Origin of the sequence: Marinobacter shunpengi, assembly GCF_045449695.1 — a bacterium.
Classification (GTDB): Bacteria; Pseudomonadota; Gammaproteobacteria; order Pseudomonadales; family Oleiphilaceae; genus Marinobacter.
Genome location: NZ_JBJJKZ010000012.1, coordinates 271291 through 292340 on the forward strand (window position 1 = coordinate 271291; position 21050 = coordinate 292340).

General features: G+C 62.7%; 19 protein-coding genes. 3 read left to right on the forward strand and 16 right to left on the reverse strand.

All coding sequences use genetic code 11. The features are described 5' to 3' along the window. Positions 1 to 346: 346 nt before the first annotated feature. The 4 genes from asd to leuC form a co-directional block, all read right to left on the reverse strand. Positions 347 to 1462: an aspartate-semialdehyde dehydrogenase gene (gene asd / locus ACJO2E_RS07855; protein WP_406963328.1), complete on the reverse strand. Its 1116-nt coding sequence runs from the start codon at positions 1460 to 1462 to the stop codon at positions 347 to 349. Positions 1463 to 1588: 126 nt separating this feature from the next. Beyond that, entirely contained in the window at positions 1589 to 2662 is a 1074-nt protein-coding gene (gene leuB / locus ACJO2E_RS07860) for a 3-isopropylmalate dehydrogenase (protein ID WP_406963329.1), read from the reverse strand. A gap of 52 nt (positions 2663 to 2714) precedes the next feature. Continuing rightward, on the reverse strand, positions 2715 to 3362 hold the full coding sequence (gene leuD, locus ACJO2E_RS07865) for a 3-isopropylmalate dehydratase small subunit (RefSeq protein WP_406963330.1): 648 nt from the start codon (positions 3360 to 3362) through the stop codon (positions 2715 to 2717). 17 nt (positions 3363 to 3379) lie between these two features. Further along, complete coding sequence (gene leuC, locus ACJO2E_RS07870) at positions 3380 to 4798, reverse strand: 3-isopropylmalate dehydratase large subunit (protein ID WP_406963331.1); 1419 nt, start codon at positions 4796 to 4798, stop codon at positions 3380 to 3382. A gap of 331 nt (positions 4799 to 5129) precedes the next feature. Between leuC and ACJO2E_RS07875 the strand changes: the two genes are divergently transcribed. Continuing rightward, complete coding sequence (locus ACJO2E_RS07875; protein WP_406963332.1) at positions 5130 to 5996, forward strand: LysR family transcriptional regulator; 867 nt, start codon at positions 5130 to 5132, stop codon at positions 5994 to 5996. Here the strand turns inward: ACJO2E_RS07875 and ACJO2E_RS07880 are convergent. The 10 genes from ACJO2E_RS07880 to ACJO2E_RS07925 all read right to left on the reverse strand — a co-directional run bounded on the left by ACJO2E_RS07880 (position 5989) and on the right by ACJO2E_RS07925 (position 16862). Further along, positions 5989 to 7155 (reverse strand): MFS transporter, encoded by a 1167-nt coding sequence (locus ACJO2E_RS07880; RefSeq protein WP_406963591.1) that lies wholly within the window; start codon positions 7153 to 7155, stop codon positions 5989 to 5991. The genes ACJO2E_RS07875 and ACJO2E_RS07880 overlap by 8 nt on opposite strands. Positions 7156 to 7201: 46 nt before the next feature. Further along, positions 7202 to 8296 (reverse strand): chorismate synthase, encoded by a 1095-nt coding sequence (gene aroC, locus ACJO2E_RS07885; RefSeq protein ID WP_406963333.1) that lies wholly within the window; start codon positions 8294 to 8296, stop codon positions 7202 to 7204. 36 nt (positions 8297 to 8332) lie between these two features. Next, on the reverse strand, positions 8333 to 9235 hold the full coding sequence (prmB, locus tag ACJO2E_RS07890; protein ID WP_406963334.1) for a 50S ribosomal protein L3 N(5)-glutamine methyltransferase: 903 nt from the start codon (positions 9233 to 9235) through the stop codon (positions 8333 to 8335). Positions 9236 to 9328: 93 nt separating this feature from the next. Next, positions 9329 to 10513, reverse strand: coding sequence for a patatin-like phospholipase family protein (locus tag ACJO2E_RS07895; RefSeq protein WP_406963335.1), 1185 nt, complete (start codon positions 10511 to 10513; stop codon positions 9329 to 9331). Continuing rightward, on the reverse strand, positions 10506 to 11426 hold the full coding sequence (locus ACJO2E_RS07900; protein ID WP_406963336.1) for a DUF4892 domain-containing protein: 921 nt from the start codon (positions 11424 to 11426) through the stop codon (positions 10506 to 10508). The genes ACJO2E_RS07895 and ACJO2E_RS07900 overlap by 8 nt, the downstream gene beginning before the upstream one ends. A 5-nt stretch (positions 11427 to 11431) precedes the next feature. Then, the gene (locus tag ACJO2E_RS07905; RefSeq protein ID WP_406963337.1) at positions 11432 to 12346 is read right to left on the reverse strand and encodes an alpha/beta fold hydrolase; all 915 of its coding nucleotides are present in this window, start codon (positions 12344 to 12346) and stop codon (positions 11432 to 11434) included. A 49-nt stretch (positions 12347 to 12395) separates the two neighbouring features. After that, positions 12396 to 12746, reverse strand: a complete 351-nt coding sequence (locus ACJO2E_RS07910; protein WP_189577885.1) for a PilZ domain-containing protein — start codon at positions 12744 to 12746, stop codon at positions 12396 to 12398. Between the two features lie 77 nt (positions 12747 to 12823). Beyond that, a complete protein-coding gene (gene holB, locus ACJO2E_RS07915) occupies positions 12824 to 13819 on the reverse strand; it encodes a DNA polymerase III subunit delta' (RefSeq protein WP_406963592.1) in 996 nt (331 codons plus the stop codon). Between the two features lie 5 nt (positions 13820 to 13824). Beyond that, positions 13825 to 15888, reverse strand: a complete 2064-nt coding sequence (locus ACJO2E_RS07920; protein WP_406963338.1) for a transglutaminase TgpA family protein — start codon at positions 15886 to 15888, stop codon at positions 13825 to 13827. Next, positions 15885 to 16862, reverse strand: a complete 978-nt coding sequence (locus ACJO2E_RS07925; protein WP_406963339.1) for a DUF58 domain-containing protein — start codon at positions 16860 to 16862, stop codon at positions 15885 to 15887. Before ACJO2E_RS07925 ends, ACJO2E_RS07920 begins: the two co-directional genes overlap by 4 nt. A gap of 126 nt (positions 16863 to 16988) precedes the next feature. Here ACJO2E_RS07925 and pabB point away from each other — a divergent pair, with 126 nt between their 5' ends. Beyond that, positions 16989 to 18293 (forward strand): aminodeoxychorismate synthase component I, encoded by a 1305-nt coding sequence (gene pabB / locus ACJO2E_RS07930; protein WP_406963340.1) that lies wholly within the window; start codon positions 16989 to 16991, stop codon positions 18291 to 18293. A gap of 35 nt (positions 18294 to 18328) precedes the next feature. Here pabB and thrH read toward each other — a convergent pair whose 3' ends face one another. Continuing rightward, positions 18329 to 18937, reverse strand: a complete 609-nt coding sequence (gene thrH, locus ACJO2E_RS07935) for a bifunctional phosphoserine phosphatase/homoserine phosphotransferase ThrH (protein WP_406963341.1) — start codon at positions 18935 to 18937, stop codon at positions 18329 to 18331. Positions 18938 to 19125: 188 nt separating this feature from the next. Between thrH and ACJO2E_RS07940 the strand changes: the two genes are divergently transcribed. Beyond that, on the forward strand, positions 19126 to 19875 hold the full coding sequence (locus ACJO2E_RS07940) for a phosphoadenylyl-sulfate reductase (RefSeq protein ID WP_406963593.1): 750 nt from the start codon (positions 19126 to 19128) through the stop codon (positions 19873 to 19875). 83 nt (positions 19876 to 19958) lie between these two features. Here the strand turns inward: ACJO2E_RS07940 and cysB are convergent, their stop codons facing one another. Beyond that, positions 19959 to 20936, reverse strand: coding sequence for an HTH-type transcriptional regulator CysB (cysB, locus tag ACJO2E_RS07945; protein ID WP_406963342.1), 978 nt, complete (start codon positions 20934 to 20936; stop codon positions 19959 to 19961). Between the last annotated feature and the right edge of the window lie 114 nt (positions 20937 to 21050).

Sequence of the window (21050 nt, forward strand, 5' to 3'; positions counted from 1 at the left end):
TTTTTAATTTTAGAGTGAAGAGAGTATTGTTGATAATGCCAGCTTTATCAATCAATCACACCGCATCTTTGCACCACTTCCTGATGTATTTCACGGAAACAGTTGTGACTCCAAGTTTAGAAACCCTCTGAAAACAGGTCGGTGACCATCGGCCTGAGTCGAGACTTTCAGGACACGATACGCCATTTCCAGTATTCAATGGCTTATTCCGTCTCATTTTTGGAACAAACTGAGAAAAGATCCCGAAAAAATAACAGGGGCGGCGGCTGATTTCAGCCGGCGCCCCTGACGTGTTACCTGAAACGGTACACAGTTGGCATTATACGACTTTGCAATCGTCAGTTTTTCAACGCTCCTGGAGGATGCGCAGCATCCGGCGCAGGGGTTCAGCCGCTCCCCAGAGCAACTGGTCCCCGACCGTGAAGGCGGAAATGTACTCCGGCCCCATGGTCAGTTTGCGAATCCGACCGATGGGCACACTCAAAGTGCCGGTCACCTTGGCCGGAGTCAGCTCCGCCATGGTGGCTTCCCTCTCGTTGGGAACCACCTTCACCCAGTCGTTGGCCTTCGCCAGGATCGACTCGATCTCGTCGATCGGCAGATCCTTTTTCAGTTTGATGGTCAGGGCCTGACTGTGGGAACGCATGGCACCAATCCGCACGCAGATACCATCAATGGGGATCGGGTTATCGCTACGACCCAGGATCTTGTTGGTTTCCACGCCGGCTTTCCATTCTTCTTTACTCATGCCGTTATCGAGCTGTTTGTCGATAAACGGAATCAGGCTGCCCGCCAGGGGCACCTGGAAATGCTCGGTGGGGAAGTTCCCGGAACGCATGGTGTCAGTGACCTTGCGATCGATTTCCAGGATGGCTGACGACGGGTCTTCAAGCTCGGACTTCACAGCACCGTTGAGTGAACCCATCTGGTTGAGCAGTTCCCGCATGTTCTGGGCACCAGAGCCGGAGGCCGCCTGATAGGTCATGGGGGACACCCACTCGATCAGGTCCTGCTCCAGCAGGCCACCCAGCGCCAGCATCATCAGGCTGACGGTGCAGTTACCGCCGATATAGTCCTTGACGCCCTTACCCAGGGCTTCGTCAATGACGTTACGGTTCACCGGATCCAGTACAATCACGGAGTGGTCCACCATGCGCAGGGTGGAGGCGGCATCAATCCAGTAGCCATCCCAGCCCGCATCACGGAGTTTCTGGTATACCGCGGTGGTGTAATCACCACCCTGGCAGGTGACGATGACATCCATGGTTTTCAGGGTGCCAACGTCAAAGGCGTCCTGGAGTGGCGGGACGCCTTCCTTGCCAACGTCCGGGGCCGGCTTCCCGGTCTGGGAAGTGGAAAAGAACACCGGATCGATATCGGCAAAATCGTTTTCTTCACGCATGCGCTGCATGAGGACCGAGCCCACCATGCCACGCCAACCTACAAGTCCAACTCGCTTCATGTGCGACCTTTGTGACTCTATGCCCGCCCACTGCCGTTATCGCTGGCAGGGACCGGATGGATGATCCCGCGGCAGCGGCATCCTGCTACCGTCGGGTTTCGTGGGTGCCGGCCTATGGGCTGACCGTTACAGGGCCGTGAGGACAGCCTCACCCATTTCCCGGGTGGACACCTGCGTCGCGCCCTCGGACATGATGTCCGCGGTACGCAGCCCCTGGTCCAGCACCTTGCTGACCGCCGCCTCAATGGCCTCGGCGGCTTTTTCCTCACCGAGGCTGTAACGCAGCATCATGGCACCACTGAGAATGGTGGCCAGCGGATTGGCAATGCCCTGACCGGCGATATCCGGCGCTGAACCATGACAGGGCTCGTACATGCCCTGTTTTTCAGAGTTCAGGGAAGCGGATGGCAACATGCCAATGGAGCCGGTGAGCATTGCCGCTTCATCCGAAAGGATATCACCAAACATGTTACCGGTCACAATCACGTCGAACTGCTTGGGCGCCCTGACCAACTGCATCGCGGCGTTATCCACGTACATGTGGGACAGCTCCACGTCCGGGTATTCCTTCGCCAGGTCGTCCATGATTTCCCGCCACAGCACGGTCACTTCCAGCACATTGGCCTTGTCCACGGAGCACAGCTTGCCGTCGCGCTGCTGAGCGGCTTCAAAGGCCACCCGGCCGATGCGGCGGATCTCGGATTCGCTGTAGACATAGGTGTTATAACCCTGACGCTCCCCGCCTTCCAGTTTTCGGACGCCCCGGGGCTGACCGAAGTAAATGCCGCCGGTGAGTTCCCGGACAATCATGATATCCAGCCCGGAGACCACCTCGGGCTTGAGGGACGAAGCCGAGGCCAGTTGCGGATACAGGATGGCCGGACGCAGGTTGGCAAACAGCTCCAGGTTGGAGCGCAGACCCAGCAGGCCCTTTTCGGGCCGCTTGGCCATTTCCAGGCCATCCCACTTGGGGCCGCCCACAGCACCGAGCAGAATCGCATCGGCCTTCTTTGCCTGATCCAGGGTTTTATTCGGTAGCGGTTCGCCGGTTTCGTCGATGGCGGCACCGCCCACCAGGGCCTGCTCGAAGTGCAACTGCAGGTTGAACTGGTCGTTTATCTTGCGCAGGACCTTTTCCGCCTCGGTGACAATCTCGGGGCCGATTCCGTCACCAGGTAGCATGAGTACGGTTCTGGACATGTGTGTTTTCCTTGTTGATTCAGCGTTGATTCAGCGAATAGCGTCAGCGTTTTCAGTGGCCGGCATTGAACAGCCAGGGGGCTGTTTCACGACGGCTGTTCTCGTATTCACGGATCAGGTCGGCATCCTCAAGGGTGACACCGATATCATCCAGGCCGTTGAGCAGGCAGTGGCGGCGGAAGTCGTCCACCTCGAAGCTGAAGGACTCGCCGGATGGCGTGGTCACGGTCTGGCTCTCCAGATCCACGGACAGCTCGTAGCCCTCATTGGCCTCGATTTCCTGGAACAGCTGGTCGACAGTTTCTTCAGGAAGAACAATAGGTAACAGTCCATTCTTAAAGCAGTTGTTGTAAAAAATATCGGCAAAGCTCGGGGCAATGATCACCCGGAAACCGAAATCGTCGAGGGCCCAGGGCGCATGCTCCCTGCTGGACCCACAACCGAAGTTGCGGCGGGCCAGCAGCACGCTGGCGTTGCGATACCGTTCCTGGTTCAGGAAGAAATCCGGGTTGATGGGCCGCTGGGAGCAGTCCTGGTCCGGCTTGCCTTCGTCCATATAGCGCAGCTCATCAAACAGGTTGGGGCCGAAGCCGGTCCGTTTGATGGACTTGAGAAACTGCTTGGGGATGATCATGTCCGTATCCACATTGGACCGGTCCATGGGGGCGACGATGCCCTTGTGTTGCTGCAATGCTCTCATGGTCTGTCTCCTGTGGATCAGTTCATCATCTCGCGGACATCAACGAAATGGCCGTTGATGGCGGCTGCCGCAGCCATGGCCGGGCTGACCAGGTGGGTGCGGCCACCAAAGCCCTGACGGCCCTCGAAGTTGCGGTTGGAGGTGGACGCGCAATGCTCCCCCTGCCCCAGCTTGTCGGCGTTCATAGCCAGGCACATGGAGCAGCCCGGGTCGCGCCATTCCAGGCCGGCTTCGATGAAGATCCTGTCCAGGCCTTCCTGTTCGGCCTGGGCTTTTACCAGACCTGAGCCGGGAACCACCATAGCCTGCTTGAGGATCGGGGAGACCTTCCGGCCCTTCACAACCTTGGCCGCCTCGCGCAGGTCCTCGATACGGCTGTTGGTGCAGGACCCGATAAACACCCGGTCCAGCTTGATGTCGGTAATCTTCATGTTGGCGTCGAGGCCCATGTACTTGAGCGCCCGCACGATGCCTTCCCGTTTGATCGGATCTTCCTCGGCTGCCGGGTCGGGCACGTTGCTGCCAACGCCTGCCACCATTTCCGGCGAGGTGCCCCAGCTTACCTGCGGCTGGATCTCCGAGCCTTCCAGTTCGATGACCTTGTCAAACTCGGCGTCGGCGTCGCTATGCAGGGTGCGCCAGTACTCTACCGCCTCGTCCCACTGGTCGCCCTTGGGCGAGAAGGGGCGTCCCTTGACGTAATCGATGGTGGTGTCGTCAACGCTGACCATGCCTACCCGCGCGCCCGCTTCAATGGACATGTTGCAGATGGTCATGCGGGCTTCCATGCTCAGGTCGTGGATGGCGTCGCCACCGAATTCGATGGCGTAGCCGGTGCCACCGGCGGTGCCGATTTTGCCGATGATGGCCAGTACCACGTCTTTGCCGGTAACCCCGGGGCCGAGCTTGCCGTTCACTTTGACCAGCATGTTCTTCATTTTCTGCTGGACCAGACACTGGGTGGCCAGTACATGTTCCACTTCGGAGGTGCCGATGCCGTGGGCGAGGCAGCCGAAGGCGCCGTGGGTGGAGGTGTGGGAGTCACCGCAGACGATGCTCATGCCCGGCAGTGTGGCGCCCTGCTCCGGCCCAATGACATGGACGATGCCCTGGCGCTGGTCCTTGATCTTGAATTCGAGGATGCCAAACTCGTCGCAGTTCCTGTCGAGGGTTTCCACCTGGATGCGGGACACGGGGTCAACGATGCCTTCCACGCCACGTTCGCGGTCGGTTGTGGGCACGTTGTGGTCCGGCGTGGCGATGTTGGCGTCGATGCGCCAGGGTTTGCGGTTGGCCAGGCGCAGGCCTTCGAAGGCCTGTGGTGAGGTGACTTCGTGGAGCAAGTGCCGGTCGATGTAGATCAGTGCGGAGCCATCTTCCCGCTGTTTGACCAGGTGGTCGTCCCACAATTTGTCGTATAAGGTCTTGCCCGCCATGGTTTGGTCTCTCTCGGTTATTCGGGTCTTGGTTTTGACTGCTATGTGGGGAATTTTACTCCCCTGTGGCGAATAACCTCAATTCATGTTTTTCATTCTCTTTATTCCAGTTTGGAATGCTATAGTGAGAGAACCAAACCTGCTCGACTGACCTGGGTAGCCTGAGACCCATGGTGGCATGGCCGGTGAGCGGTATGGCTTTTCCGGACACGCCCCGCAAGTACATCCCTGTAGGGCTCGACGAGCGCCGTCCATGGCGCTCGACGGTCCGGAAAAGCCATCCCCCTCCCCGTCTTTCTGACCAGGTGCCAGTCGCTCTTGGAGTAACCGCATGGATTCCAATGCCCTCAAAGCGTTTATAACCATTATCGACCAAGGCTCTTTTTCAGAAGCCGCCGAAACCCTCCATCTAACCCAGCCCGCCATCAGCAAACGATTGGCCGCACTGGAGAACCAGCTTGGCACCCCACTGCTTGAACGCAGCCATCGACAAATCCGCCTGACGGACGCCGGTGCCCGGTTGCTGCCCCATGCCCGGCGCATTCTGGATGAGGTCCATAACGCCCGGCTGGCCCTGCAGGACCGGGATGGCGAGGTGGCCGGTCACCTGTCGCTGATTGCCAGTCACCATATTGGTCTGCATCACCTGCCCGCCTGGCTCCAGCGGCTGAACCGGGAGTATCCGGATGTGACGCTGGGTCTGCAGTTCATGGATTCGGAAGGGGCCTATGACCGCATGCGGCGGCGGTCGGCGGAGCTGGCGTTCGTGACGCTGAGCGAGAGTATGGACCAGTCGTTCGAGGTGCACGCCCGGTGGGAGGATGAGATGGTGTTTGTAGTGTCGCCGGAGCATCCGCTGGCCGGTATGGCGGCGCCGGATCTGGCCGCACTGTCGGGCTATGACGCCTTGTTGCCCGAAGCGGGGACGGCCACCTACCGGACGGTGAGCCGGTTGTTCCTGGATGCGGATCTGTCCCTGAACCTGCCCATGCCCACGAACTATATGGAAACTCTGAAGGTGATGGCCGGTGTCGGCCTGGGCTGGAGTGTGTTGCCGGTTAGCATGGTGGATGATTCGCTGACGGTGCTGCCGATCAAGCACCGGGTCAGTCGTTTCCTGGGCGCCATCGGGTTGCGGGGGCGGTCACTCAGTCCCCAGTCCCGGGCCCTGCTAACGATCGCCGGTGAGATCAGGTAGCGGCGGCGTCTGGCGGCGGCTGTAACCAGCGCCAGGTGATAAAGATGGCGAAGACCATGGCCACTGCACCACCCCAGAAGGCGGCGGACGTGCTGAAGCCGTCCACCAGGAAGCCGGATAGCCAGGCACCCACGGCGCCGCCGGCGCCGAAGGTCAGGCCGCTGTATAGGGCCTGGCCCTGCCCGTGGTGGTGCTGGCCGAAGAAACCCTGCACGTACTGTACGGAGATCACGTGGAGGGCCCCGTAGGAGGCGGCGTGCAGTAGCTGGGCGAAGATCAGTACCGGCACCACATCGGTGACTTCGGCAATCAGGATCCAGCGCACCATGGTGAGCACCAGGGCGCCGATGGCAATCTGGCGGACGCTGAAATACCGTGTGAGTCGGTGCATGACCACGAACAGTCCGATTTCGGCAATTACGCCCAGGGACCACAGCAGGCCGATGGGGAGTTTGCCGTAACCGTGCTGTTCCAGGTGGATGCTGAAGAAGGTATAATAGGCGCCGTGGGAGACCTGGAGCAGGAAGTTCATGCCGAAGAAGGCAATCACCGCCGGGTGACCGACGATGGCTTTCAGGCTACCGTTGGGGGCACTGGTTTTCTGGGCGCCCCGTTCCGAGGGCACCAGGAAGGTGGATACGGCGATACCCGCAAACACCGGTAACAGCAACCATGGCAGCATGGTGATCGGGATAAACTCCAGTATGGCGCCAATGATGGCGACACCGCCGATAAAGCCCACCGACCCCCACAGGCGGATGCGACCGTACTTCTCTTTCTTTGAGCCCAGCACCCGCAGGGTGATGACCTCGTACAGCGGCAGGATGGCGTTCCAGAAGAAGGTGAACAGCAGCATCACCAACAGCAGCCCATAAAAACCAGGCTCCAGGAACACGCCGGCAAAGCACAGTGAGCCCACCACGGCACCGAAGCGTACCAGCCGGACCCGCAGGCCGGTCTGGTCGCCGATCCAGCCCCATATGCTGGGGGCCACGATCTTGGTGAGCTGGATGGTCGCCATCAGGGTGGCGATCTGCAGGTAGGAGAATCCCCGCCCTTCCAGGTACAGGGACCAGTAGGGCAGCAGCGAGCCCAGCAGGGCGAAGAACCAGAAGTAGAGGTTTGAGAGTCGCCAGTAAATAACGGTTTTCCTTGAGATTCAGGTCGTCCGGTAAAGCCGTTACGGGGGCGCTACGCCCCCGCTGTCAACGCTGCCCGATATTCGGGGTGGTAACCTCGACATCGCCGTTCTGCCCCCGATGGCGCAGGTAGTGATCCATCAGCACGATGGCCATCATGGCCTCGGCAATGGGCGTTGCCCGGATGCCGACGCAGGGGTCATGGCGACCGGTGGTAACCACTTCCACCGGGTTGCCGTCCACATCGATGCTCTGCCCCGGCAGTCGCAGGCTGGAGGTGGGCTTCAGGGCGATGCTCGCGACAATGGGCTGGCCGGAGGAAATGCCCCCGAGCACACCACCGGCATTGTTGGACAGGAAGCCTTCCGGGGTCATTTCGTCCCGGTGCTCGGTTCCCTTCTGGGTGATCGAGTCGAAGCCGGCGCCGATCTCCACGCCCTTGACGGCGTTGATGCTCATCAGGGCGTGGGCCAGGTCCGCGTCCAGCCGGTCGAAGATGGGCTCGCCCAGGCCGGGTGGCACCCCATCGGCCACCACATTGATGCGCGCGCCAATGGAGTTACCCTCCTTGCGCAGGGCATCCATGTACGCTTCCATCTCCGGCACCTTGCTGGCATCCGGGCAGAAGAACGGGTTCTGGTGCACCTGCTCCCAGTCGAAGGTTTCCGCCTTGATGGGGCCAAGCTGGGACAGGTAGCCGCGGATGCGGATGCCCAGACGCTGCTCCAGGTACTTGCGCGCCACCCCGCCGGCGGCCACCCGCATGGCGGTCTCCCGGGCGGAGGAGCGACCGCCGCCACGGTAGTCCCGTACACCGTACTTGTGCATGTAGGTGTAGTCGGCATGGGCCGGTCGGAACTGGTTGGCGATTTTCGAGTAATCCTTGGAGCGCTGGTCGGTATTCTCGATCACCAGGCCGATGGGGGTGCCGGTTGTCCGACCCTCGAACACCCCGGACAGGATCTTCACCTCGTCCGCCTCCCGGCGCTGGGTGGTATGGCGGGACGTGCCCGGCTTGCGGCGGTCCAGGTCCGCCTGCAGGTCGGCCTCGCTCAGCTCCAGACCCGGAGGACAACCATCGATGATGCAGCCCAGGGCCAGACCGTGGCTCTCACCGAAGGAGGTGACGGTGAACAGTTTTCCAAAGGTGTTTCCGGACATAATTCAGTATCTTGTGGTTGAAAGTTAAAATCCGAATCAGGTTCTGTCGAGGCCTTCCACCAGGGTTTCACGGGTCAGCAGGAATACGCCATCGCCCCCGTTCTCGAACTCCAGCCAGGTAAACGGGAGTTCCGGGTAGGCATCGTCCAGCGCGCCCCAGCTATTACCCACCTCCACAATCAGCAGCCCGCCCGGGTTCAGGTGGTCGGCGGCCTGGTCCAGTATGCGATGGGCAATAGCCAGGCCGTCCTGGCCCGCTTCCAGGCCGAGCCTGGGCTCATGGTGGTATTCGTCAGGCATGTCCGCCATGTCCTCGGCATCCACGTAGGGCGGGTTGCTCAGGATAACGTCGTAACGGCCCTCGATTCCGTCGAACACATCGGACCGTACCGCCCTCACCCGGTCTTCAAGCCCGTGGAGCTGGATGTTGGTGCGGGCCACTTCAAGGGCACCATCCGATACGTCGGACAGGTCCACCCGGGCATCGGTGAATACGCTCGCGGCAGCAATCCCGATGCAACCGCTGCCGGTGCACAGGTCCAGCACCTGCTCCACGGGATGGTCCGCCAGCCAGGGTTGCAGGCCAGCCTCCAGCAATTCGGCCATGGGGGACCGGGGTACCAGTACCCGCTCGTCCACCTTGAACGGCAACCCCATGAACCAGGCCTCACCAATCAGGTAGGCCACCGGCTTGCGATCATGGACACGCCGGTCGATACGCTCCAGGATGACCTGGCGTTCGTCACGGGTCAGCCGCGCGTCCAGGAACAGGGTGTTGTTCTCCAGCGGCAGGTGCAGGCTACGCATCACCAGCAACACCGCCTCGTCCCAGACGTTGTCGGTGCCGTGGCCAAAGTAGAGGCCGGCTTCGCTGAAACGGGACGCCGCGTAGCGCAGGTAATCCCGTACGGTAATCAGTTCGTCGATGGGACGGGTCACTGCCGGTTCCTTCTGCCAGCTCCGCCATGGCGGCGGGCAATGAATGTTGTGGGCGGATTATACGCGGATTCGTCGTGCCGGGCAGCCCCGCTGTCAGAGCGCCAGCGGCCCTGAGCTGTTGCGGTTCTTCTCGAACCGGTCCAGGGCGGCGTGCATGCGTTCGCGGCCAATCTGAATCAGCTCCGGTGCCTTGTGATAATCGTAGGTACGGCAGGAGTTTTTGGGCACGTTCACCAGCAGGTCCGGCGGATAGCCGGCCAGTTTGTACTGCACCAGGGCGCTCTGCATGGTCTCGATGGTCAGGTTCATAATGTCGAACTTGCCGATACCCAGCTTGTCCCAGTTGATGGTACCCGTCTCCTGCCAGGGGTCGCGATCCGCCGACGGCTTCTCTTCACTCTGCTCCCGGACTTCGTCCTCGAGTTTCTCCTCCGGGGAGTCACCTTTTACCGGGCTCCCAATATCCCGGCGGCCCCCGAAGGATTTCAGAGCCTCCCAGTCGAGCCAGCGCGAGGCCTTGTCGCGGATCTTGCCGATCCATTCGTCCAGCTCGCTGTCGTCGTCCAGGGGATGGAAGGCGGCATCGGGAATACGGCTGTCCCGGTCGTTCTCGCCACTGAGGTTAACCGCAAACACCATGTCGGCGTGGGCGGAAATGGTAGGCATGATGGGCAGCGGGTTGAGAAGCGCACCGTCCACCAGCACCCGGCCATTCAATATTACCGGAGTGATCAGTCCGGGAATGGCGATAGAGGAACGGATCGCCTGGTCCAGCGGCCCTTCCTGGAACCAGATCTCCCGGTGCCCCAGCAGGTCCGTGGCCACGGCGGTGTAGGCAATCGGCAGGGTCTCGATGCGGGTGTCCCCCAGCATGTCCCGGACCACGGAGAAAACCTTCTCCCCCCGGATCGCACCCACCGAGTTCAGGGTCACATCCAGCAACTTGAGCACGTCGAACTGACCCAGCCCGGTGACCCAGTCCTTGTAGGCCTGCATCTTGCCGGCGGCATACACCCCGCCGATCAGAGCCCCCATGGAACAGCCGGAAATGGCCACGATCTCGTAACCTCGCTCCTCCAGTACCTCGATGGCGCCGATATGAGCATACCCCCGGGCGCCCCCGGACCCGAGGGCCAGCGCCACCCGCTTGCGCTGCTCTGGCGGGGCATCAATCCCGCGGGCTTCAGTTGCCGCCGGCTGCGGTCCGGCTGCAGAAGTTTCGATCGCGGGCGTTCTCCCTCCAGATGGCCCGGACGCTGATTTTTTCTGGCTAGTCATCCGTCGATCCTCCTGCCGGTGGTGCGATGACCAGGATCTCGATGCGGTTTTCGGGGCGCCCCGGTGATGCCACGTCAACCAGCGGGCCAATGCCCTGTATCAGGTGACGGGAGCGGGAGATGCCCGAGCGGTCCAACAGGTCGGACATCGTTCCTGCGACCCGTTCCGCCCGTTCGATGGCGTCCTCGACCGTTTCGTCGTCCTCCAGGCCGGTAAAGGCGGCTATGGCCACCCGGCTGCCTTCGGTTTTGGCCATGGACTCTATGCGGCGACGGGTCTCCACGTCCCAGTCGAAACGGACGGTCATATCCCCTTCCCAGGGCACGATCACCGGCCCGACAACACGACTGCCGATGCCCTGGAACCCCGGGATTTCCGCCCCGTCGGCCAGCCTGAGTTGTTCCACCCACAGGTGGTCCCGCTGGTTGCCCCGGGTAACCGTGTAAAGGAGCACCAGCCAGCGCTGGCCCGCCTCATCCTGCCAGCCCGCCACCAGGTAGTCCTGGTTGGTATCACGACCATAGAGACTGGCCTGGTCAAAGACCTGGTTGGCCCATACATTGCTCCGACCGCACTGGCGGCCCTCGCACTGAAACAGGATGGTGGCGTTGCGTGCCTGCAACGCCTCCAGGTACCAGGCCCGGGCATCCCGCCGGTCGGCGTCCGGATTCAGCAGGTAGAGGTGACCGGTACCGTCCACCTCCAGCCGGACCGAACGTTCGGCACGGACCTCATCCCCCACCTCACGAATGGCGCTGAGCATGACCCGGTGGCCGGCCGCGGTGATTGACCGCTCCTCCTCCAGGGTGGACAGCGGAAAGTCAGGGAGCACGCTGGCCTGTGCGGCGAACGGAACCGACAGCACCGTCAGCACCAGCAAGGCCCGGAGTTGGGTGAAATCAGGTATCGGCATGGCCACTACTCCTCTGCCAGGAACGCCCGGATCCCCTGCTCCACCGGCGTGATATCGCCGTCCAGGTGGCAGTGGTGTCCGCCGTCGATATCCAGGCAGCGCACATTGGCCAGGGCGTCGAAGCGTTGCTGCCAGCGCTCGAAGGACGCCAGCAGACCCTGTTCCGCCCGGATCAGCAGGACCGGAGCCGACACCGAGCGCACGAAGCTCATCACCTGTTCCTCCGAGAACACCATGGTGGACGGGTGACGCAGCCGGGGATCGGTGCGCCAGTGCCAGCCCTCCGGCCCCTGCTCCAGGTTGCGGGAGAGCATTACCCTGGCCACCTCCACGGACAGCGGATTGCGCCCCCGGGTCCGCAACTTGGCGGCATCGTCCAGGGACGGATAACCGGTACTGGCGCCGGAGCCGGACAGGCGCTTGCGGATGCCCCGGCGAAGCTGGCTGACCGATTCCTCCGGTGCCTTGGAGATGGGGCCCAGGCTGTCGATCATCACCAGCCGGCGAACCTTCTCGGGAAACGCCGCCGCATACAGCATGGAAACAATGCCGCCCAGGGAATGGCCCACCAGGTCCACCTGGTCGTGATCGGCAAAGTGCGTCTCGATCAGTTCCGCCAGATCGGCCACGTAGTCCGCCAGGAGGTAGCTCTGGCCCTCTGGTCGATGGTCGGAGTAACCGTGGCCGGCATGGTCCAGGGCCCAGATATCTCCCATGGACCGCAGGGTCGGCGCCAACCGGTAGAAGGTCAGGCTGTTATCCAGCCAGCCATGGAGCATCAGTACCGGAGTGGCCCCCGGATCGGCGTCGCTGGCCGGCCAGTGCAGCCCCGCCAGGGTCAGGTGTTTCAGGGGCCAGCGCACCTCCCTGAAGTCGGATTCGGAATCAGGGGGCAGGTCCGGGGACAGGGACTGGTTCATGAAAGCAGACTTTCCTTAAAACAGAACAACGGGCAGCCGCGCCCGGACGTTACATGGTATGGGTGGGCCGGTCGGAACTCAGGGAGCCCGCCAGGTAGGATTCGATCTTGGTCCGCGCGGTTTCGTCCTCACCGTTGAACTGCACACCAATGCCGGCGGCACGGTTGCCCTGTGCCCCCCGTGGCGTGATCCAGACCACCTTGCCGGCCACCGGGATCTTCTCGGGTTCATCCATCAGGTTGAGCAGCAGGAAGACCTCATCCCCCAACTGGTACTGCTTCTGGGTGGGAATAAACAGCCCACCCTGGCGGATGTAGGGCATGTAGGCGGCATACAGCACCGCCTTGTCCTTGATGGTCAGGGTCAGGATACCACTGCGTGCGCCAAAACCAGGACCCATGGCTTTCCTCCAGCTTTTGTATTTGTGTCGCCGCGGCAACAGTTCCGCAGGCTGAATGTATCGTTAGTCTAGCAGACCTACCCTGCCCGCTTACGCCGGGGCATCAGGCTTCGCCACTGGATCAGCAGGCGGTCGGTCTCCAGCTCGGGGTTCACATTATTCACCAGGGCGCGTCGGGATTCGCGGATGGCGTCCACAAGTTCCTGGGCCCGCCATGGCGGATTGCCCGACGCCAGGTATCGTACCACTTCCGCGATACCGGGGTCCCGGGGCTCGCCACCGGCCATGGCACGGGCCAGGTCATTGGCCCAGCCTTCCATCAGGTTGAGGGTGGCCTCGTGGCCCAGACCCCGGAAGGCCCTGGCGGCGGTCGCCACCGATACCGCGCCCTTCATGAACTGCCGGAACGCCTCCAGTGCCGCCTCACGCTGTTCCAGGAAACCGGTGTCCAGCAACTCCAGTGCCAGTCTGGGCGCCCCGCCGGCCAGATGCAGGGCCAGGGCCTGTTGGTCCGTCTCCGGGGCATCGTCCCGCTCACCCAGCCGGGCAAAAAGCCAACTGGCGGCCTCTGCGGCCGGTGGCGTCGCCACCGGCATGATGCGACAGCGGGACCGGATGGTGGGCAACACCGGTCGACCGGTTTCCTGCAGCAACAGCAGCACCACATCCGATGCCGGTTCCTCCAGGGTCTTGAGCAGCGCGTTGGCGGCGTTGATGTTGAGCTGGTCCGCCCGGTCCACCACGGCCACCTTGAGGCCGGCCACCTGGGGCGAGGCCACGGCAAACTGGGACAACGCCCTCACCTGGTCGATACGGATCATGCGGGATTTCTCCGGCTGGTAGACCCGGATATCGGGGTGGGACTCCCCCGCCACCAGCAGACACTGGCGGCACTGGCCACAGGCCTCGCGGCTGCCTCCGGTTCGCTGGTCACACACCAGCAAGGCGGCAATCGACTCCGCCAGTTGCCGCTTGCCCACGCCCCGTTCCCCGTGGATCAGGGTTGCATGGGGCAGCCGCCCCTGGTCCAGGGCCTGCGCAAAGGGTTCCAGTGCTGGCGTCAGCCAGGGCATTCGGGTCACGGGCGGTTCCTGCTTGGCGATGGTTTGGGGCGTTCCCTGAGGGCCCGCCGGATGGCCGACAGCCGGCGCCGCATGACCCTCGGGCCGAGAGCCTCCTGCCGGTTGTCGGTCCTCGACCGACGGGGACTGGGGCCATAGTAATGGTTGTTCAGGTCGCGGGCAAAGGCCAGGGCCAGGCGGCCGGCGGACGGCGCCTGGCCGGCTGTGATATGGGCCAGCTGCTCGGGAGTCACTCCTGCCGGTACGGTGACACCCTGCTGCCGGAGGGCCCGCACCCAGCGATCCACCAGCAGGGCGACCGGATCCGCCTGGCGACCACCAGTGTGACGCAGGGCGGTGATCACCGCCGCCACCAGCAGGGCCAGTCCCACCAGGGACGCGGTGATGTAACCCAGTTCCTTGAGGCCGATGTTGCCCGGCAGGCGACTCATCAGGTCCATCTGGGACTGCCCCTGGTAACCCACTACCCAACGCTGCCATTGATAGTTGACCCGATCCATCTGCAAGCTCAGCCATTCCACCACCGCCACATCCCCATACCGCTGGGGCGAGGTCCAGTTGTCCTCCAGGAACGAGCCTTCCTCCGCCACGGCGTCCCGCAAGCCGGACTCGATACGCTCCGGTGCGATGGCGGCGGTGGGGTCCAGCCTGACCCAGCCACGGCCCGCCACCCAGGCCTCCACCCAGGCATGGGCATCGTACTGGCGTACGATCAGGTAGGCATCATCGGCGCCGGTGGAACCGCCCTGGTAACCCGCCACGATACGGGACGGGATGCCGGCGGACCGCAGCAGGAAAGTGGTGGCACTGGCGTAGTGGGCGCAGAATCCCCGCTTGGTATCAAATAACAGGGCGTCCACCGGGTTGTCGGGCATGGTGGGCGGTCGCAGGGTGTAGAAATATTCCTGTTGCCGGAAGCGCGTCAGGATCGACTGCGCCAGCTCCATGTCGGAGTCGGTGGCGGCGGACAGTTCCCGGGCCAGCCGGCGGCTGCGTTCATTGCCCTGTTCCGGCAATTGCAGGTATCGGCGTCGTTCCGAAGGATTCAGCGGACGCGGATCCTCGGCGGCAGGCTCCAGGGCCATTCGATAGCGCACCGAGGTATCTGCCGGTCGGTCCAGCCGGAACAGATTGCCCGGCACCGGGCTGACATTGCCAGACACCGCCCGGGAGTTGTCCAGGGCGTAGACCCAGCGCTCGCCGGAGGCTTCCATCAACACGTCGTACTGGTTGTCGGCCAGGTCGCCGATGCCGGCATCCAGGTCGACACGCCCCAGCCGCGATGGTGGTTCGTCCTGCCACTGGCTCCAGGTATTGCCGTCGAACCGGTCCAGGATCAGGGTCCGCCAGTACCGGTCCCGGTGGGCGGGTATGGCGCCCCCGAAGGTGACCCGGAAGGCCCGGTCGCTGTTCTGGGCCAGGCTGGAGATGTCCCCCGGAGTCATGGAGTCCGACAGCCCGGTGCGGGCTTCACCGGACACCAGTGGCACACTCCACAGGGGCGCCATACGGGGAAAAAAGATAAACAGTGCAAGTACCACCGGCAGGGTCTTGAGCATCATGCCCCCCAGCCGCCGTAATCCCCTGGCCGGGCTGTGAGAGGCACCGGGGGTATGGAGCATCTGCAGGGCCACCAGCAGCAGGACAATCCCGGCCAGGGTGACCAGCGTCCAGCCAATCCCCTGCTGAAACAGGAAGTTCACCGCGGCCAGGTAGGTCAGGATGAAGAACAGCACGAAGAAATCCCGCCGGGTCCGGGTCTCTAGCCATTTCAAGCCGACGGCGAGGACAAAGAACGACGCTGCGGTATCGACACTGAAATGACCGCTGACCGTGGCCACATAGGCGGCAACCAGAGTGCCCATTACCCCCAGCCGCAGCCATCGCCCGGGCAGTCGTACTCGGCCCTGCTGGACCGCCCAGCGCCAGCCGGCCAGCAACAGGCACGCTGCCAACAGCCACAGGGGCAGGCGGTCCCACTGGGGCAACAGCAGTACCAGGAATCCGCACAGCAACCAGAGCAGTGCGCCGCTGGGCAGTATGGGGGCGCGGGTACTCATCGATCGCCCTCCCCCTGCGGCGGTGTCTGTCGCCAGGTGGCCAGAGCCCGGAGGCACTGCTTGCGGTGCTGGTCGCCCTGGTCCGGCTCAATGGTCAGCCCGGGCAGACGCAGGCCCCAGACCTCTCCGGCCTGGGAACGCTCCTGGACCAGGGCCGTCAGGTAGCTCAGGCGCAGTTCGTGATCGGCACCGGGAAATCCCTCGAAGTCCAGCCACTGGGGACTGCCCAGTTCCCCCTGCCAGTCCGCCACCACCATTTCGCCATTCCGGGAGTAACGCTTCCAGTCCACCCGGGCACTGAGGTCCCCTTCCCGCCAGGGCCGTAGTTCCACCTGGTCCTGCCCGTGGCTGCGCTGATCCGCCTCCATGTTCTCTCCGTCGGTGGTGCCTTCCGGCGCCTGGGGCGGCGTGATCGGACGGGGGTAGACAATGGCTGGCGTAGCCGGTCGCAGCCAGGACCAGGCCACCAATAAACCAAAGGGAAAGCGGGTTTCCACCCGCACCCGGTCGGGCAGCAGGTAACCCCGCTCGCGACTGGGCACCTCAATGGCCCCGTCCACCAGCGTACCACCGGGAACCGACAGGCTTGCGCCCGGGCCGTCGTCGTTGAGCAGATCGATAGCGGTCGCGTCGTGGGCCGCCTGCAAGCGGACCTGGAAGGCAATCGGCTCACCGGCAAAGCCCTCGCCGGCTTTCACCATGGCGATATCCAGGCCACTGAGGTTGTTGTGGGTCTGGTGCATGGCCGCCACGAACAGGGCCCCCAGCAGAAAGGTGAGCAGGTAGATCAGGCTGTTCTGGTAATTGATGCCGGTGAGCAGCATGACCACCAGCAACACGCCGAACACCACACCAGCACCGGTGGGCAGGATGAAGATGGAACGCCGGTCCAGGTGGCGCTGATCCTGCCGCGGAATCCGGCGGTTCACCCACGCCCGCCAGCGGCGGTTGGCCTTGAGTCTGATGGCTGGCAACGCTACTTCCTTACTTCTGGACCCTTCTTGAGGAACCGGTGATCCGGGCTTATCCGGAGGTCCCCCGATGAATAATAGGGTATCATGTGCGGCCTATTCAGCCCCACGACCCGATCAGGTTTCCGGATGTTGACCCGCTACACAGTCTCCCGTTCCCGACTCGACGGTATCGTTGATGCCCTCTCCGGGCTTGAGGGTTTTATCTGCCTGGACACGGACCGGGGCAATTGCCGGCGGATCAGCGCCCTGCCGGTCCGGGAATGGCGCTTTCCGGACGACCCGCAGCGGTTCGCCGCTACCGTCTCCGACATCCTCGGGGAACACCGGCGACTGGTCAGCGGAGACACCTGTGGCGGCATCGCCGGCAGCCTGTTCTACGAAGCCGGAAGACAGACAGTTCCCGGTTTCCGCAGCCGGGGTGACGCCCTGGACAGTGTCGGCTGGGCCGGCGCCTACCCCTGGGAACTGGTGATCCCCGCGTCGGGGGATGCCCGGCTCCTGTTCCATGAATCCTGTCCGTCGGACCTGGCAGCCCGCATCCTGAGGTATACCACCAACAGCCTGGAAACGCCGGCCCGGCATGACTTCCGGCTCACTGCCCCGTTCCGGTCGCTGGCATCGGCGGCGGACTACCAGGCCGGTGTACGTCGCATACTGGACTACATCCTGGCCGGGGACTGTTACCAGGCCAATCTGTCCCAGATGTTCGAGGGACGCTTCGACGGTGATCCCTGGCTGGCCTGGAACGCCCTTACCGAGGCTATCCCCGTACCCCACGGCGGCTACCTCAACGCCGGCGACTGGCAGTTGCTGAGCGTGTCACCGGAGCTGTTCCTGGAAATCCATGGCGACCGCGTGACCAGCAAGCCCATCAAGGGCACCCGCCCCCGGGGGAGCGACCCGGAGCAGGACCGCGCCCTGGCCCGGGCACTGGCCACCAACCCCAAGGACCGGGCCGAGAACCTGATGATTGTGGACCTGATCCGCAACGACCTGTCCCACTTCTGCAAACCTTTCTCAGTGCGGGTTCCCCAGCTCTTCGAGGTGGAAAGCTACCGCAATGTGCACCAGCTGGTGAGTACGGTCACCGGCACCCTGGAAGCGGACACCACGCCCTTCGAGGCCATGCTGGGCGCCTTTCCCGGCGGCTCCATTACCGGAGCCCCCAAACGCCGTGCCATGGAGATCATCGATGAGCTGGAGTCCCACCCCCGGGAGCCCTACTGCGGCAGCCTGTTCTGGTGGGGGGCGGACAATCGGCTGGAAAGCAACATCGCCATCCGCAGCCTGCAGACCCTGGCGGACGGCCGCATCCGCGGCTGGGCGGGTTGCGGTATCGTGGCGGACTCCGATCCGGAGGATGAATACCAGGAATCCCTGACCAAGATCCAGCGCTTGCTCTCCACTCTGGAGGCGTTGGGGAAGGAGTAAGGAGCCCGCGGCATTGCCGCGGGCACCGGGTGGGCTCAGAACCGGTTGCTGAGCTCCAGGAAGGTCTTCTTCAGGGCCTCGAAGTCCTGCACCGCCGGGAACTGGGGAAATTCCTCAATCACGTTCCGGGGTGCATGGAACAGAATGCCGCCCTCGGCCTGGGTCAGCATGGTGGTGTCGTTATAGGAGTCACCGGCGGCAATTACCCGGTAGTTCAGCAACTGGAAGGCCCGCACCGACTGACGCTTAGGATCACGCTGGCGCAGCAGGTAGTTGGTGATGCGACCCTCGTCGTTCACCTCCAGCTTGTGGCACAGCAGCGTGGGATAACCGAGCTTCTTCATCAGCGGCATGGCGAACTCGTAGAAGGTATCGGACAGGATCACCACCTGGAAGCGCTCACGCAGCCAGTCCAGGAACTCCGGGGCCCCGGGCAGCGGGTCCAGCTCACCGATCACCTCCTGGATGGCCGGCAGGCCGTAGCCATGCTCGTCCAGCAGTCGCAGCCGCTGCTTCATCAGCACGTCGTAGTCGGGGATGTCCCGGGTGGTGGCCTTGAGCTCTTCAATCCCGGTTTTCTCCGCAAACGCGATCCAGATTTCCGGGATCAGCACTCCCTCAAGGTCAAGGCACGCAAGTTCCACACTATTCTCCTGTTACCGGCCGGGCATGGCCCGCTTGTTGATCGATGGGCCCGCTATGATAGAAAAATCCGACACCAATTGCATCGTTGTCAGGGGACACGGATATTGGCCGGAACATGGGCCTGCTATAACCTTATGATTGCAGATTACTTCATGAACCTTCGATCTGGTGATAAATTGGCGTCACCATTTCACAGGATAACGATAATTCGATGACTGACATTGAGCAGCTTCAGAGAGAGTTGGACGGCCAGAGCCCGAGGGCGATCCTCAAGGCGGCACTGGCCCGCTACGACGAGATCGCCATTTCCTTCAGCGGCGCGGAAGACGTGGCCCTGATCGAGATGGCCCACAAACTGACAGACCGGCTGCGGGTATTTTCCCTGGATACCGGTCGCCTGCACCCGGAAACCTACGAGTTCTTCGAGCGTGTGCGCAAGCACTACGGCATCGACATCGAATTCCAGTTCCCGGATGCCGAAGCGGTCCAGGCCCTGGTCACGGAAAAAGGCATGTTCAGCTTCTATGAGGATGGCCACGGTGAATGCTGCGGGATTCGCAAGGTAGAGCCACTACGCCGCAAGCTGAAGACCCTGGATGCCTGGATCACCGGCCAGCGTAAGGATCAGAGCCCCGGCACCCGGAATGAAGTGCCCGTGGTGCAACTGGACGACGCCTTCGAGGGCCGCAGTGGCGAACTGGTGAAGTTCAATCCACTGGCCAACTGGACGTCAAAAGAGGTGTGGGACTACATCCGTATCTCTGAAGCGCCCTACAACAAGCTCCATGAACGGGGGTTTGTCAGCATCGGCTGCGAACCCTGTACCCGTCCGGTACTGCCCGGCCAGCATGAGCGGGAAGGCCGCTGGTGGTGGGAGGAAGCCACCCAGAAGGAGTGCGGGCTGCACGCCGGCAACCTGATTGCCAGCGACGCCTGACCGTCTGAACAAACACCCGGGGTGTTGCGGGGACGTAGCGGGTAACTGCCCGCCACTCTCCCGGCATCCCGGGATGACGCGCCTCAATAGAGGGGCAGTTCCACGTCCCGGAACAGGTCTTCGATTTCCTGCCGGCTGCCCTGGTGCGACACTACCTCGTTGACGGTGTCGCGGGTCAGGTGCGGCGCAAACCTCTCAATGAAGTCGTACATATAGCCTCGCAGGAAGGTACCCTTGCGGAAACCGATGCGGGTCACACTGGGTCGGAACAGCTTGCTGGCATCCAGGGCCACCAGGTCGGAGTCCGCCTCCGGGTCGTAGGCCATGGAGGCAATGATCCCCACACCCAGCCCCAGCCGGACATAGGTCTTGATGACATCGGCATCGGCGGCGGTGAACACCACCTTGGGTTCCAGCCCCTCCGCCTGGAACGCTTCATCCAGCTTGGAACGCCCGGTGAACCCGAACACGTAGGTGACAATCGGGTGCTTGGCCAGTTCCGGCAGGGTCAGCTCCGGGAGCTGCGCCAGGGGATGGTTGCGGGGCACGATCACGCAGCGGTTCCAGCGGTAGCAGGGCATCATGATCAGGTCGTTGAACAGCTCCATGGCCTCGGTGGCGATGGCAAAGTCCACGGCACCATTGGCGGCCATTTCCGAGATCTGCATGGGGGTGCCCTGATGCATGTGCAGGGACACGTCCGGATAGGTCTCGATAAAACCCTGGATCACCGGCGGTAGTGCGTAGCGTGCCTGGGTGTGGGTGGTGGCGATACTGAGGTCACCCTTGCGCTGGTTGCTGAACTCCTGGGCAATCTTCTTGATGCCCTCCACCCGGCGCAGGATCTCCCCCGCCTCCCGGATAATGGTTTCCCCGCCCGGGGTAATCCGGGTCAGGTGCTTGCCGCTGCGCGCGAACACCTCGATTCCCAGTTCGTCCTCCAGCAACCGGATCTGCTTGGAAATACCGGGCTGGGAGGTAAACAGGCTCTGGGCCGTTGCGGAGACATTCAGGTCGTGGTGGGCAACCTCCCAGATATAGCGCAGTTGTTGTAATTTCATTGTTGCTTTCTCTCCCCATAGCGGACGCAGGATATTGCACCCTGCCACTGGCAGGCTCGTGCCTGAGCCATCACCAGAATACGCATAAAGATGGTTGTTTTCATTCTTTTATCG

Excerpts from the sequence above, each read along its gene's own strand:
- asd (WP_406963328.1), bottom strand. The coding sequence starts at position 1,462 with ATGAAGCGAGTTGGACTTGTAGGTTGGCGTGGCATGGTGGGCTCGGTC.
- leuB (WP_406963329.1), bottom strand. The coding sequence starts at position 2,662 with ATGTCCAGAACCGTACTCATGCTACCTGGTGACGGAATCGGCCCCGAG.
- leuD (WP_406963330.1), bottom strand. The coding sequence starts at position 3,362 with ATGAGAGCATTGCAGCAACACAAGGGCATCGTCGCCCCCATGGACCGG.
- leuC (WP_406963331.1), bottom strand. The coding sequence starts at position 4,798 with ATGGCGGGCAAGACCTTATACGACAAATTGTGGGACGACCACCTGGTC.
- ACJO2E_RS07875 (WP_406963332.1), top strand. The coding sequence starts at position 5,130 with ATGGATTCCAATGCCCTCAAAGCGTTTATAACCATTATCGACCAAGGC.
- aroC (WP_406963333.1), bottom strand. The coding sequence starts at position 8,296 with ATGTCCGGAAACACCTTTGGAAAACTGTTCACCGTCACCTCCTTCGGT.
- ACJO2E_RS07895 (WP_406963335.1), bottom strand. The coding sequence starts at position 10,513 with ATGACTAGCCAGAAAAAATCAGCGTCCGGGCCATCTGGAGGGAGAACG.
- ACJO2E_RS07900 (WP_406963336.1), bottom strand. The coding sequence starts at position 11,426 with ATGCCGATACCTGATTTCACCCAACTCCGGGCCTTGCTGGTGCTGACG.
- ACJO2E_RS07905 (WP_406963337.1), bottom strand. The coding sequence starts at position 12,346 with ATGAACCAGTCCCTGTCCCCGGACCTGCCCCCTGATTCCGAATCCGAC.
- ACJO2E_RS07910 (WP_189577885.1), bottom strand. The coding sequence starts at position 12,746 with ATGGGTCCTGGTTTTGGCGCACGCAGTGGTATCCTGACCCTGACCATC.
- holB (WP_406963592.1), bottom strand. The coding sequence starts at position 13,819 with ATGCCCTGGCTGACGCCAGCACTGGAACCCTTTGCGCAGGCCCTGGAC.
- ACJO2E_RS07920 (WP_406963338.1), bottom strand. The coding sequence starts at position 15,888 with ATGAGTACCCGCGCCCCCATACTGCCCAGCGGCGCACTGCTCTGGTTG.
- pabB (WP_406963340.1), top strand. The coding sequence starts at position 16,989 with ATGTTGACCCGCTACACAGTCTCCCGTTCCCGACTCGACGGTATCGTT.
- cysB (WP_406963342.1), bottom strand. The coding sequence starts at position 20,936 with ATGAAATTACAACAACTGCGCTATATCTGGGAGGTTGCCCACCACGAC.